Genomic DNA, 12,494 nt, shown 5'->3' on the forward strand with positions numbered 1-12,494 from the left:
GTGCGCTTATTTATGGGAGTTAGAATTGAAATGCTTCGCCGGCCTGGCGGCTGTCTTCAAGAACGAGAATGCCTTTTTCCGACGGTGCATCCGGCAAAGCGAGTTCTTTCGCGGAGCAGATCATGCCGCTTGACGGAACGCCTCTTAATTCAGCATCTTTAATGACAAGCCCGCTCGGCATCACCGCGCCGACTTTAGCGACGACGACTTTTTGTCCTTTGTCTACGTTCGGCGCGCCGCAAACGATTTGAAGGGTTTCCTCTCCCACATTCACTTGGCAGATATTCAGTTTATCCGCATTCGGATGTTTTTCTTTCGATTCAACGTGACCGACAACAAATTTCGGAGAAAGGTCAACCGTCAGCGTTTCTGAAACACCGTTTCTGTTCAGTATTTCATTCACGTCCTGAACGAATGTCTCAGACAAAGCGACAGGGCCATTGTCCTCAATCTGTAAATAAGAAGACACGTTAAAAATATTAAAGCCCGTCGTTTCTTTTGTTTCTTTGTTAAAGATTCTGACGACATCGCCTTCTCTTTCATAGCCGATTTCTTCACGTGCTGCATCTTTAAGAGAGATCAGAAGCGTATCTCCCACACCTTCTTTATTGTAAAAAGCGTTCATAAGAAAAATCCTTTCTAATCCTTTTTCGGCCGGCTTTTCGCCATGATAAACACAGGTTCCAGTCTGCCTTCATTATAGAGAAATGAAAGGGCCGTAATCGGCACCGTGCCGCTTGCAAAGAAGCTCATGGACATTTGCCCTAAAATATCATAACCCGATTCATTTCGAATGTCAGCAAGTATTAATACATCCTGATGCGGGACAGAAATCGCTAATTCGCCTTCAGCGGCCTGTTTGTAGTCATGAAGAATCGAATCATTGAGAATCCGGCTGGCGTCATAGCCGTCATTCGCTCTGAAAAAATAAAAATAATTGCCCGCAACCGTATCCTGCTTTACGACCGAAGGGAGCGAGCGGAGATTGAATGATGCCGTTTCCCTGATCCGTTCTTTTGTCCAGTTTTCTTTCTCAAGCATCCGGCTGTCAATTAAGCGGTACGTCTTGCCGAGGTCAAGCGCGTAGTAGATTCTCGTTTCGGCAGTATGGTCATCATACACGAGCGGAATGCCGTCGCCCGTTTGATCAGGAAATGACGTGGAGCGGATCACCGGATAAATTCCGGCTTCCTTTCCGGACATCTCCTGTCCGCTTCCTCCCATCGCCTCCATCGCTTCAGACACATAGTAGACGATCTCGTCGATCGCTTCTTCTTTTTTCGTCTCCCACTTGGCGATGATCGGCGGAAGTTCTAATGTGATGCCTTTTTTGGTCGTTTGATCCTCAACACGGAGGGTGTCTTTTTCTCTGTCAAAAAAGAAGGATCGGTTCTCGTGCTGCAGGCGCTGTTTTAATAGATCCGACAGCTTCCTCGACGTCATCTTCAAAGCCCGTGGCCTCCTTTATGCTTTAGCAAGGGAATCGGTTAAAAATTGCTCGATTTCTTCTTTTGTTTTGCGGTCTTTGCTGACGAAGCGGTTTACTTCTTTTCCTCCGTTAAATACCACAAAACTCGGAATGCCGTAGATTTCCCATTCCGCACATGTATCGATAAATTGATCGCGGTCTACGTAGTAATAAGTGAATTCAGGAAAGTCCGCTTCCAGCTCAGGGAGAAACGGCTCCACAAAGCGGCAGTCCGGGCACCAATCCGCAGAAAACATAAATACCGCCCAATCGTCCTGTACCGCTTTTTGCAATTCTTCCGTGCTTTCAATCTTTTTCATTGTCATTCCTCCATCTGGATTTTGAGTTTTTTTGTATGCTGATGTTTGTCCAATTGGATCATACCAGACTGTTTACAGCAAGACCAACTATATGCAATATCATTATCATATTTCATTTGCATTATCAAGCAAGTTTCGTTTACCATTTTGCTTATAGCCGTACGAAAATCTGAATATGGAATAAGGAGGAGCAAAAGATGCAGTTTGTCGTATATTTAGCCGGTGAAATCCACAGCGATTGGCGGAACGAGATCAAGAACAAAGCAAAAGCGCTGCACCTGCCGATTACGTTTGTCGGACCGATGGAAAACCATGAGCGCTCAGACAATATCGGAGAAGAGATTATGGGCGAGCAGCCTGATTCTGTTTTAAAGGACGCCAGAGCCTCTGATATCAACAATTTCCGTACAGAGGTGCTGATGGAAAAAGCCGATTTTGTAATCGCCCTGTTTGGCGAGAAATATAAACAGTGGAATACCGCGATGGATGCTTCTTATGCCATCGCAAAAGGCAAGCCGCTCATTCTGATCCGTCCGAAAGAGCTGCACCATCCGCTGAAAGAGCTTTCCGGCAAAGCCAATATTACGGTGGAAACCGTCAATCAGGCGATGAAAGCACTCTCTTATTTATTTGAAACAGAATAAGCAGGCCGCCTTATGCGGGCCTGCTTATTTTTTCACACATTTTCTCTGATCGTTTCAACCGTCTGCTTGTCACTCGCCATGACCAGCTTAATGAGCATTTCTTTCGCCGCGGCATAATCATCGACATGGATGATGGCGGCATTTGTATGAATGTATCTTGAACAAATGCCGATGACGGCTGACGGAACCCCGCTGTTTGATATGTGAACCCGCCCGGCATCCGTTCCCCCGCCGGAAGCGAAATATTGATAAGGGATATTGTGCGTTTCCGCCATATCAAGGACGAACTCTCTCATCCCGCGGTGCATGACCGTCGTTCTGTCGAGGATGCGGAGCAGCACTCCCTCGCCGAGACGGCCGAACAGCTCCTTATCGCCGCTCATATCATTTGCCGGGCTGGCATCAAGCGCATAGAAGAGATCAGGCTGAATCATGTTGGCCGCTGTCTGCGCCCCTCTCAGGCCGACTTCCTCCTGAACGGTGGCCCCGGCGTACAGGTTGTTCGGCAGCTCTTTTCCGTGCAGCTCTTTTAATAATTCAATGCTTAATCCGCAGCCGTAGCGGTTATCCCACGCTTTGGACAATATTTTCTTCTCGTTGGCCATCGGGGTGAACGGGCAGACCGGCACGACCTGCTGACCCGGTCTGATCCCCATTTTGACCGCGTCCTCTCTGTCATCTGCACCGATATCAATCATCATATTTTTGATCTCCATCGGCTTTGCGCGCTGGGCATCCGTTAAAATGTGGGGCGGGATGCTTGAGATGACGCCGATGACAGGTCCGTTATCCGTCTGAACCTCGACGCGCTGGGCCAGAAGCACCTGGCTCCACCAGCCGCCGAGCGTCTGAAATCTCAGCATGCCGTTATCAGTAATCTGCGTTACCATAAATCCGACTTCATCCATATGGCCTGCTACCATAACAGTGGGCGCATCTTCAGCACCGCGCCTTACGCCGAAAACACTTCCGAGTCTGTCCTGCACGATGTCATCCGCATATTTCGCAAGCTCCCGTTTCATAAAGGAGCGGACCTGATGTTCATTTCCCGGTGCGCCGGGAAGCTGCGTCAGCGTCCGGAAAAGCGTTTTCGTTTCCTCATTCATATTTTCCCCTCATTTCTATGTAATGCTTTTATTTTATTAGAAAAACAACTGTTTTCCAAGCGGTCAGATTGAATGGGCTGTAAAACCGCCGCTTTACTTAACACCGTCTGGCATCTTCTGTATAATAAAAATACGACATAATTGGAGGTGCTTCATATTGAAACTACGTCATTTTCTCTTAGGTGCAGGAGTCGGATTATGCGCTGCCATCGCAGTGAAAAAGTATGCGATGAAACCTTATATCTCTTCAGAAAAAGCGCTCCGTATCGTGAAGGCGGCTTTTAAACAGCGCGGACCGATAGACGGATCGTGGATTTACACAGAGCCTGAGCCTTACCAGGTAAACGGAGAAACCATCCAGGTATACAAAACCGGCGTGACACGTTCGGCTTTCGGCGAGCTGGAGCAATATGAAGTCATGGTCAATGCAAAAACAGGCCAGATTGTCGATGTCATTGATTCTGTCGCCTCATAATTCGGACAAGCAAAAAATAAAGCCCAAAACCATCAGCGTTTTGGGCTTTATTCGGTTACATCGGCCGAATCCGTTTGTATACAGGGTGCCACATCTCGTCCTGCACCGTTTGGATCAGATCCTCAGGTTCCGTTTCCGCTACACCGTCCTGGATGGCTGCTTTTGCTACGGCTACCGCTACAGTTGCCGATACCGTTCTGAGATCTTCCACTTTCGGGAGCATCGGCGCCCCCGGCTTGCCGACATCCACCATACCGGCGATGGCATTCGCGCAGGCGACAAACATATTGTCCGTGATGAGCCTTGCCTTTGTCACAATCGTGCCGAGTCCGAGTCCCGGGAATACGAGCGCGTTGTTCGCCTGGCCGATATGGTACGTAACGCCGTTATACTCAACAGGCGGGAACGGACTGCCCGTCGTGACAAGCGCGCGGCCTTCCGTCCATTTAATTAAGTCTTCCGGTTTTGCTTCTGATAATGTGGTCGGATTTGACATCGGCAAAATAGCGGGCCGCTTAACATGTGATGCCATTTCTTTGACGATTTCTTCTGTAAATGCGCCTGATACAGTAGATGTGCCGATCAGAATCGTCGGCTTGGCCTGACGGACCGTCTCCGCCAGATCAATTGATCCGCCTTCACCGCTGCGGCTGTACTCTTTCACTTCATCGGCAGACCGGGCGTACGGAACCTGAAAATCACGCAAGTCTTGCATGTCATCCGTTAACAGTCCGTTTCTGTCGATACACCAAAAGCGGCTGTATGATTCTTCTTCGCTTAATCCGGCATGCACCATTGCTTCGCGCAGCTGCTCAGCAATTCCGATACCGGCCGTTCCCGCGCCGAAGACGACGACTTTATGTTCTTTTAAAGGCACTTTTGATGCTTTCGCGCAGGCTAAAACAGCTGCAAGCGACACCGCGCCCGTTCCTTGAATGTCATCGTTAAACGTACAGACTTTATCTTTATACCGTTTCAATATGCCGCGGGCGTTAGCCGTGCCGAAATCCTCCCAATGAAGCAGCGCATTCGGGAATGTTTCCCGGGCAAGCGAGACATACTCATCAATAAAGCGGTCATATTTCTCGCCGCGCACTCTTGAATGCTGGTTTCCGACGTAAAACGGGTCATTTAAGAGGCTTTCCTGATTCGTCCCCGCGTCCAATACGACCGCAAGCACTCGTGACGGGTCAATTCCGGCCGCTGCCGTATACACCGCAAGTTTTCCGACAGAAATGGCGATGCCGCCGACGCCCCAATCACCGATTCCCAGAATGCCCTCGGCATCTGTCGCAACGATTAAATCAATGTTTTCATTTTTTCCGAACTGCTGAAATGCGGCGCGCATTCCCTCAGGGTCATCTATCGACAAATACAGACCGCGGGGTTTTCTGTACTCATGGCTGTAACGCTGGATCGCGGTGCCGACTGTCGGCGTATATACGATCGGCAGCATTTCGCCTAAATGATCATTTAGCAGCCTGTAAAATAATGTTTCATTCCGGTCATGGAGAGCAGTCAAGTACACATTTTTGCTCAGCTCATCAGGCTGCGAACTGAACTGTTCGTAAGCCCGCTTCACCTGCTCTTCGATTGTCAATACCTTCGGCGGCAGAAATCCCTCGAGTCCGAGTTCCTTTCTTTCCTCTTGTGTAAAGGCCACCCCTTTATTTAAAAAAGGAGTAGAAAGAACTTCTAATCCGCGCAGAGTTGTTTTGATTTCTCCATCTGTTGTCACTTGAAATTGATTCACCTGTCTCTTCCTTTCAAAGCAATTTGTCTTAGGTTTGCTTTTATTCCCGAAATTCATACAGGTAAATCATTTGATTCCGCTTATTTTCTCTCCCGTTTGACAGACGCGGCCACTTCGCCGTTTTTGCCCCATTTTACGGCCCTGTAAATCGCGTCGTGATAGAAAATCAGCCAGGCGTCTTTCTCTGCCGCGAACGCCTGCCATTTTTGCTTTTGCGGAATGGAGGTCATCGGATAGTCATCATATGCCAGCACCCATAACGGATTTTTATGCGCGTTTGTCGGCATCAGGTCGGCAAAATGCACAGCCGTTTCCCCTCCGTCTTCTACCACAATGACACTGTGTCCGTCACTGTGGCCGCCGGTGTGATGCATCGTAATGCCTTCTGTGAGCTCATACGCGTTCTCAAAGGTTTCGACCTGATCTTGTACAGCCTCCCAATTTTCTCTCCAATATGTATTTTTCGATCTGATATTAGGGTTTCTCATTTCTTGCCACTCTGTCGCAGAAGTGACAATGCGGGCGTTCGGGAAAACAGAGACAAGCTCCTCTCCGCGGTATTCCGTCAGGCCGCATGCATGGTCAAAATGAAGATGGGTCATTGCCGCAATATGAATGTCTTCACAGGAAAGCCCGAGTTCACTCAGAGATTTTTTCAGATTGGACTCCTGCGTTACACCGTAATTCCTTTTCTGCTTATCGGAGAATTTCCCTCTGCCGATCCCCGCGTCAACCAAAATATTCAGGCCGTTTTTTCTGATCAGAATCGGGTCTGTTCTTAATTCAATCTGGTTTTTGTCGTTTACAGGGTATTTTCTCGACCATAAAGGCTTCGGGACAACGCCGAACATCGCTCCTCCGTCCATATGCGTTACACCGCCGTCCAGCCATGTTAATGAAATATTCCCAATATTCAATGTCTCCATCTTGATCCCTCCTGATGTAATCGTAGCAAATGGCGGCATAAAAAAACAGACTCCCGCATCAGAGTCTGTCTTTTGTTCTCCATTCAACTTCAGCCCGGTAAATCGGCTGGCCGAGCGCGGAGAATTTTTCTTCGTATTCTGTCATAATATTGCCTTTCGGATCGCTGTTGTGCAGATCGAGACTGACTTCCTTCAGAAGCAGGCCGTATTCGGAAAAACTTTTCAAAGAGTATTCAAACAACCCGCGGTTATCGGTTTTGAAATGAATCTCACCCGTTTCGCCCATGACTTCTTCGTATTTTTTCAAGAACGCTTTAAAGGTTAAACGGCGTTTTTCGTGACGGTTTTTCGGCCAAGGGTCAGAAAAGTTTAAATATACGCGCTGGATTTCTCCCCGTTCAAATACGTCATTCAGTGTTTCCGCGTCTATATTTAACAAACGGACATTGTGAGCCCCGCTGTCCTTTACTTTTTGGACGGCAGTGACGATGACGCTTTTAAACAGCTCAATTCCGATATAGTTGATATCCGGATTCTGCTTGGCCATTCCTGAAATGAACTGCCCTTTTCCCGTACCGACTTCAATATGGATCGGGTTGTCATTGCCAAAGACCGTGTTCCAACGCCCTTTATACTGAGCCGGATCACTGATGGCGATGTCAGCGTTTTCTGCCAGAAAATCATTCGCCCAAGGTTTATGGCGCATTCTCATATGATTGACACCTCTATCTATAATTTCGAGTAACAACATACCATGAAACAAAAAGAGCCGCAAGCGCCTTTTAAAGGCTCCGGCTGCATAAAAAAAGAGGCTCCCCGGTCCGGAACACTCATGTGATGCATAAAACCGCACCGCTTTGCACAATGTATGACACAGAAAGGATGTGTATATGAATCATGGGCTTAACAAGCGAACATCAGGTCCGGTTATTAAAGGACATACTGGCCGACCACCAATTGGATTGCTGCGGCACGGTTGCCGAGTATGAACAGCTCGAGCGCGTCATCAAATCACTGATGGCTAACACCGGGCTTGATTCAAATATAAAAAACGTGCTCGAGGATGTATACCGCTACAGCCAGTCCGGCATCACGGCCGATTCCATCGACACGCATATTCAGGAGCACCAAAACCATTTGTCCCAATGGGTGGAGCAGATGGATTCGTACTCCTGACTACTTGACAATCCGCTTCATCAGGGCATGAAGCTCTTCCATAGCATCATGGTACGCTTTGTCGTTCCCTTTTGATTTGTGCCAGGCGATGAAGGTGATGGTCTCTGATAACATGTACCACGCCATCCGCAGCCGAAGCCCTTCCGTGAGCTTCATGCCGTACATCCCAAGCCAGCTGTCCCACGCTGGCTCTTCGACGTAATGATACAATAAAGGGCCGAGATCCATGGCCGGATCAGCTATCATCGCGCCGTCCCAATCTATTAAATACAGCTGGTCGTCTTCAGACAAAAGCCAGTTATTATGATTCACATCACAATGGCAAACGACTTTTTCACCGAATTGCACCTGATCCACATGAGCTTCCAAATAAGCAAGGCCTTCCTGAATAAGCGGCGAAAATTGCCGCACAGCAAAGACGGCCTGCTTCAGCTGCGACAAAAGAGCGCCCGGATCGAGCGGTTCTTTCCCCAATCTTTTCAGCATGTCAAGCAAGGCTTTAGATGTGTGGATTTTGCGGAGCAGCTCAGCCACCGGGCGTCCGCTCATATCCTTCGGCTTCAGCTCTCTGCCCGTCATCCAATGCTGAGCCGTAATAACGTCTCCGTTTTCCATCCGTTTCGTCCAAACCAGCTTCGGAACAATGCCTTCGGCGGATAACACGGCTAAAAAGGGCGAGCTATTACGTTTTAAAAAAAGCTGTTGGCCGTTATGTTTCGCATAATATGCATCTCCTGTAGCTCCTCCGGCGGGGAAGATCTCCCAATCGCTACCTAGTAATTGTCCCAACCAGTTCATATCAATGTTCAACCCATCATTTCTTAAAATATTTTAGAATAGGCCTCCAGCCTTTCTCTTTCGGCGGAGCAGCCTGTCATAAACAATTTCTTGAGAATAAAAAAGACAGCTATTGAGAGTCTCATATGCTAATCAATAGCCGTCTTATAAATTTTAGCGCTACAGCACAAACTTCGTCAAGCAAAACTAGCAAGAACACCTGTGAATTCTGAAGATTTATGCCGCAAACCGTTCTTTGCCGAGAAAGATTTGACGGGTTTTATTTTTATTATGTTTTTATTTTTAACGGCGCTCCGCCCGGCATCAGCCGAAACGGCGTCGTTCCGACCAGTTCTCCGTCAGCGTGAAACGGAATTTTCCCATCTGTTTCAAAAATGAATTCCTTCCCCTTTATCATCGTCACTCCGTCCATTTTGATATGCCGGCCAAAGCTCATCGCCCATAAAAAACGATACAGCGAGAAAAAGGACAGGTTTTCCGCAATGACAATATCAAAATCGTTTTGGCGGGGATTTGCAGAAGGCGCCGCTTTCATACCGCCTCCGTAATAAGGATGATTAGCCGCAATGACAAACCAGACATTGCGGAATTCATGCCTTTGGCCGTCTGCCGTGCAGGCAAACCGGAACGGCTGAAACCCCGAGGCCGTATGTATATGCGCAAGCGGGTAAATCACAAAGCCGAGACGCAGAAACCGAAGAACACGCGAAAACGGAAACTCCGCGGCTGCCTTCGAAACCGAGGCGTCAAACCCTACAGACAGGTGGTTAATAAAATAAAGAGATTGTGCTTTGTCATGAAAAAAGTTGATGCTTCCCCCGAAAAATTTCCGTGTGAGCGGGCGGTGCAGACCTTTGATTTCATGGAGGAGCGCCGACTTCTTAACACCGAGGCCTTTGGAAAAGTCATTGTACGAACCGGCGGGCACAAAGGTCAGTTCAATCTGATCCATTCCTTTCAGTCCGTTAATGACTTCATGCATCGTGCCGTCACCGCCAATGACAAAAAGCCGCTTCAGCTTATGATCCTGCATCGTTGAAATCTGTCTCGCCAGCACTTCCGCATGCCCGGGATGTCCGGTCAGAAAGGAGCGGTGGCTGACACCGCGTCTGGTCAGCTCTTTTTGAACCGATTTCCAGACACGCCGTCCCCTCCCGCCTCCTGAGACCGGATTAATAATAAAAAACCATTGACTCATCGTTTGTTTTCACCTGCTTCATTGAAGAAGAGACAGCCTCCAAACGTCCGTTTTAATCAAGCCATTCCTGTCTCCGGTGTGAATGACTTAAGCCGTAAGACAAAAGTGCCTTCGCCGCCTTCAGCTGATGGTGCTTGATCGGCGCCGTATTTTTCCTCTGCTTTTCCAGCCACTCTGCGGCAGTCCGTTTATCGGCTATATCCAGCCCAAATGGCGGCTCCGGGTAATCAAAATAAGACGTTCTGCTGAGCAAAAGCTTTCTGACGGGAATGTCGGCCTGCTTTTCTTTTACGATTTGCGAAACGACCGAGCCCGTGCGGTTCAGGCTGAGAGACGGATTTAATACTTGGCGCGTGCTGCCGGAACCCCTCTCTTCCCAAAAACGATGTTTTGATCCGATATATACGCTGTCCTCTTCAGCTTCCATAAAAGCAGCGCAGAAAATCTCCAGCGGGGAGATGATGATGATGCTCAGCTCGACGGACGCCTGCTGGATTTGAAGAACCGGATGATACATCACAAAATAGGAATCGGGCAGCTTTTGAGCAAGCATTTTTAATATCCTGTCCCTCTTGACCGCCTGCGAAAGCTCAGACTTTTGAGAAAGCGTGGAGCTCGCCCATTTTAATTGAAAGTCATACAGCTGTTCTTTGAAAAAAGACGCGAGCTCAGACTTTTGAGACGGAAGATTTCCGAACAGCGCCTCTTCTTCCTCCGGCTCATCAAACCATTGGTGCCTCTTTTCATTTATATCGGCCGTTTTTTCTTCTTTTCTCTTTTTTAAGAAAAATTTTTTTCGGGCCGGCGTTTGGCCGGTTTCACCGCCTCCAGCCGTTTCTGTTTCTTTTTCCTCCGTTTTCCGGTCAAACGCTTCAAGGAGAGTCTCCCAGCGTTCTTTCTTCAGCCGGATAAACTGGTTCATATAATGATATGGATCAAGCTCATATCTTGATATGCAATCGTGAATTTTAATGATCTGTGCCATGTAATTTCCCCACTCCGAATATTTGTTTATGTCAATTGAAACTGTGCGATTTCTTCGTATTTAGGCGACCGGTCAAGGTGGGTCTGAAACAGGGAAAACCGGCTGACGGCGCTTTGCACCCTGCCGCTTTCAAACGGCACATCGTCCGGAAACGGCCGGTCTCCCGCCCACTTCCGCGCCATCGTCATATGAGGATGATACGGCCGTTTTTCCACTTGAAAACCGGCTTTCAAAACAGCCTGTTTTGTTTTTTCCCGCAAATCAAAGAGCCGTTCATTCTGTTCAGGTTCTAGGTGAAGCACTCTTGGCTGTCTGCGGTCGCCGAAAACATCCAGCTGCTGAAACTGTACGGTAAACGGCTGCGCTTTCGACGCAGCATCTGCGAGCAAAGGCAATAGTTTCGCAAGCCGGGCTTCATCCGCGGCCCCGAGAAAAATGAGTGTAATATGATAGTCATGCGGATGCACCCATTTTTTGAATGTTAACGCCGGCTCCTTTCTGGCTGCTTCCCAAATCGGTTCAGCAATGTCAGCAGGAATCGGAATGCCGATAAAATAATGCGGCAATGAAGCTTTCATATGAGGATCTCCCCCTCTTTTGTTATGGTGTTAATTATAAAACGGATAAGCGGAGAGGAGAACCCTGTCCGCTTATTATGATAGGATATTATGTACCGAACGTTTTATACAGAAAGGAATGAGCCGGTCTTGAAAATCGCAAACAGCACGGCGGAGCTGATCGGCGGCACACCGATCGTAAAGCTCAATCGCCTTCAGCCAGAACATGCAGCTCAAGTCTATTTAAAATTAGAATCATTTAACCCAAGCGGCAGTGTCAAAGACAGAGCGGCTTACAATATGATCATTGAAGCGGAAAAAAGCGGGCATTTAAAACCCGGCTCTGTCATCATCGAACCGACAAGCGGCAATACAGGCATCGGTCTGGCGATGAACGCGGCGGCCCGCGGCTACAGAGCAATCCTCGTCATGCCTGACACGATGACGAAAGAACGCATCAACCTGCTTAAAGCGTACGGCGCCGAGGTGGTATTAACGCCGGGGGCTGAAAGAATGCCCGGCAGCATCAAAAAAGCGAAAGAACTCGCCGAACAGATTCCGGGAAGTTTTATCCCGATGCAATTCGATAACGGCGCCAATCCGGACGCCCACCGAAAAACGACCGCGATTGAAATCTATCAGGCCGTTCAGCAGCTCAACAGGCCGCTCGGTGCTTTTGTGGCAACGGCGGGAACGGGCGGAACCATTACCGGAACCGGAGAAACGCTGAAGGAGCTTTTCCCTGATATGATTGTTCATGTCGCCGAACCCGCGGGATCGCCGGTACTGTCCGGCGGAAAACCCGGCGCTCATAAGCTGGTCGGGACAAGCCCCGGATTTATTCCCGGCATATTGAATCAGGACGTTTACGATGAAATCATGAAAATATCTGATGAAGATGCGTATACGACAACCCGGCGCCTGGCCCGGGAAGAAGGTATACTCGTCGGCCCGTCTTCAGGCGCCGCCTGCTTTGCCGCCATTGAAACCGCAAAACGCCTCCCTTCCGAACAGATCGTCATCTGTATGACGGCCGATACGGGAGAACGTTATTTATCAACGGATTTATGGTCATTTGAATGATAAAA

The 12,494-nt window shown here is 48.6% G+C and carries 15 protein-coding genes; 4 read left to right on the forward strand and 11 right to left on the reverse strand.

The window, feature by feature from the left end; translation table 11 throughout:
* Nucleotides 1-19 precede the first annotated feature (19 nt).
* The 3 genes from ytpR to ABDB98_RS13730 are packed head-to-tail and all read right to left on the reverse strand — an operon-like array spanning nt 20 to nt 1,788.
* The gene (gene ytpR / locus ABDB98_RS13720; protein ID WP_438420410.1) at nt 20-625 is read right to left on the reverse strand and encodes a YtpR family tRNA-binding protein; all 606 of its coding nucleotides are present in this window, start codon (nt 623-625) and stop codon (nt 20-22) included.
* 14 nt (nt 626-639) lie between these two features.
* Nucleotides 640-1,449, reverse strand: coding sequence for a DUF1444 domain-containing protein (locus ABDB98_RS13725; RefSeq protein ID WP_438420411.1), 810 nt, complete (start codon nt 1,447-1,449; stop codon nt 640-642).
* A 15-nt stretch (nt 1,450-1,464) separates the two neighbouring features.
* Entirely contained in the window at nt 1,465-1,788 is a 324-nt protein-coding gene (locus tag ABDB98_RS13730) for a thioredoxin family protein (protein WP_003152373.1), read from the reverse strand.
* A gap of 197 nt (nt 1,789-1,985) precedes the next feature.
* Between ABDB98_RS13730 and ABDB98_RS13735 the strand changes: the two genes are divergently transcribed.
* Nucleotides 1,986-2,432, forward strand: coding sequence for a YtoQ family protein (locus ABDB98_RS13735; protein ID WP_016938538.1), 447 nt, complete (start codon nt 1,986-1,988; stop codon nt 2,430-2,432).
* 32 nt (nt 2,433-2,464) lie between these two features.
* Here ABDB98_RS13735 and ABDB98_RS13740 read toward each other — a convergent pair whose 3' ends face one another.
* Complete coding sequence (locus tag ABDB98_RS13740; RefSeq protein ID WP_099744786.1) at nt 2,465-3,538, reverse strand: M42 family metallopeptidase; 1,074 nt, start codon at nt 3,536-3,538, stop codon at nt 2,465-2,467.
* 157 nt (nt 3,539-3,695) lie between these two features.
* On the opposite strand from ABDB98_RS13740, the gene ABDB98_RS13745 reads away from it, so the two are divergent.
* Nucleotides 3,696-4,013 carry a PepSY domain-containing protein gene (locus ABDB98_RS13745; protein WP_003152366.1) on the forward strand — a complete coding sequence of 106 codons (318 nt, stop codon included), beginning with the start codon at nt 3,696-3,698 and terminating at the stop codon, nt 4,011-4,013.
* A 55-nt stretch (nt 4,014-4,068) separates the two neighbouring features.
* On the opposite strand, the gene ABDB98_RS13750 is transcribed toward ABDB98_RS13745, so the two are convergent.
* The 3 genes from ABDB98_RS13750 to trmB form a co-directional block, all read right to left on the reverse strand.
* A complete protein-coding gene (locus tag ABDB98_RS13750) occupies nt 4,069-5,766 on the reverse strand; it encodes an NAD-dependent malic enzyme (protein ID WP_438420412.1) in 1,698 nt (565 codons plus the stop codon).
* A gap of 80 nt (nt 5,767-5,846) precedes the next feature.
* Nucleotides 5,847-6,692, reverse strand: coding sequence for a YtnP family quorum-quenching lactonase (locus ABDB98_RS13755; protein ID WP_438420413.1), 846 nt, complete (start codon nt 6,690-6,692; stop codon nt 5,847-5,849).
* A 58-nt stretch (nt 6,693-6,750) separates the two neighbouring features.
* On the reverse strand, nt 6,751-7,404 hold the full coding sequence (trmB, locus tag ABDB98_RS13760) for a tRNA (guanosine(46)-N7)-methyltransferase TrmB (RefSeq protein ID WP_438420414.1): 654 nt from the start codon (nt 7,402-7,404) through the stop codon (nt 6,751-6,753).
* Nucleotides 7,405-7,589: 185 nt separating this feature from the next.
* On the opposite strand from trmB, the gene ABDB98_RS13765 reads away from it, so the two are divergent.
* Nucleotides 7,590-7,868 carry a YtzH-like family protein gene (locus tag ABDB98_RS13765; protein ID WP_003152357.1) on the forward strand — a complete coding sequence of 93 codons (279 nt, stop codon included), beginning with the start codon at nt 7,590-7,592 and terminating at the stop codon, nt 7,866-7,868.
* Here the strand turns inward: ABDB98_RS13765 and ABDB98_RS13770 are convergent, their stop codons facing one another.
* The 4 genes from ABDB98_RS13770 to thpR form a co-directional block, all read right to left on the reverse strand.
* Nucleotides 7,869-8,666: a phosphotransferase family protein gene (locus ABDB98_RS13770; RefSeq protein WP_060965121.1), complete on the reverse strand. Its 798-nt coding sequence runs from the start codon at nt 8,664-8,666 to the stop codon at nt 7,869-7,871. It lies immediately after the preceding gene.
* A gap of 268 nt (nt 8,667-8,934) precedes the next feature.
* The gene (locus ABDB98_RS13775; RefSeq protein WP_438420415.1) at nt 8,935-9,864 is read right to left on the reverse strand and encodes a YegS/Rv2252/BmrU family lipid kinase; all 930 of its coding nucleotides are present in this window, start codon (nt 9,862-9,864) and stop codon (nt 8,935-8,937) included.
* Nucleotides 9,865-9,916: 52 nt separating this feature from the next.
* Nucleotides 9,917-10,849, reverse strand: a complete 933-nt coding sequence (locus ABDB98_RS13780) for a hypothetical protein (RefSeq protein WP_438420416.1) — start codon at nt 10,847-10,849, stop codon at nt 9,917-9,919.
* Between the two features lie 26 nt (nt 10,850-10,875).
* Nucleotides 10,876-11,427, reverse strand: coding sequence for an RNA 2',3'-cyclic phosphodiesterase (gene thpR / locus ABDB98_RS13785; RefSeq protein WP_438420417.1), 552 nt, complete (start codon nt 11,425-11,427; stop codon nt 10,876-10,878).
* A gap of 90 nt (nt 11,428-11,517) precedes the next feature.
* On the opposite strand from thpR, the gene cysK reads away from it, so the two are divergent.
* On the forward strand, nt 11,518-12,489 hold the full coding sequence (gene cysK / locus ABDB98_RS13790; protein WP_095241479.1) for a cysteine synthase A: 972 nt from the start codon (nt 11,518-11,520) through the stop codon (nt 12,487-12,489).
* The last annotated feature ends 5 nt before the right edge of the window (nt 12,490-12,494 follow it).

It is taken from the genome of Bacillus siamensis (assembly GCF_051628075.1).
Classification (GTDB): Bacteria; Bacillota; Bacilli; order Bacillales; family Bacillaceae; genus Bacillus; species Bacillus siamensis.

Excerpts from the sequence above, each read along its gene's own strand:
- ytpR (WP_438420410.1), bottom strand. The coding sequence starts at position 625 with ATGAACGCTTTTTACAATAAAGAAGGTGTGGGAGATACGCTTCTGATC.
- ABDB98_RS13730 (WP_003152373.1), bottom strand. The coding sequence starts at position 1,788 with ATGAAAAAGATTGAAAGCACGGAAGAATTGCAAAAAGCGGTACAGGAC.
- ABDB98_RS13735 (WP_016938538.1), top strand. The coding sequence starts at position 1,986 with ATGCAGTTTGTCGTATATTTAGCCGGTGAAATCCACAGCGATTGGCGG.
- ABDB98_RS13740 (WP_099744786.1), bottom strand. The coding sequence starts at position 3,538 with ATGAATGAGGAAACGAAAACGCTTTTCCGGACGCTGACGCAGCTTCCC.
- ABDB98_RS13755 (WP_438420413.1), bottom strand. The coding sequence starts at position 6,692 with ATGGAGACATTGAATATTGGGAATATTTCATTAACATGGCTGGACGGC.
- trmB (WP_438420414.1), bottom strand. The coding sequence starts at position 7,404 with ATGAGAATGCGCCATAAACCTTGGGCGAATGATTTTCTGGCAGAAAAC.
- ABDB98_RS13765 (WP_003152357.1), top strand. The coding sequence starts at position 7,590 with ATGGGCTTAACAAGCGAACATCAGGTCCGGTTATTAAAGGACATACTG.
- ABDB98_RS13770 (WP_060965121.1), bottom strand. The coding sequence starts at position 8,666 with ATGAACTGGTTGGGACAATTACTAGGTAGCGATTGGGAGATCTTCCCC.
- ABDB98_RS13775 (WP_438420415.1), bottom strand. The coding sequence starts at position 9,864 with ATGAGTCAATGGTTTTTTATTATTAATCCGGTCTCAGGAGGCGGGAGG.
- ABDB98_RS13780 (WP_438420416.1), bottom strand. The coding sequence starts at position 10,849 with ATGGCACAGATCATTAAAATTCACGATTGCATATCAAGATATGAGCTT.
- thpR (WP_438420417.1), bottom strand. The coding sequence starts at position 11,427 with ATGAAAGCTTCATTGCCGCATTATTTTATCGGCATTCCGATTCCTGCT.
- cysK (WP_095241479.1), top strand. The coding sequence starts at position 11,518 with ATGTACCGAACGTTTTATACAGAAAGGAATGAGCCGGTCTTGAAAATC.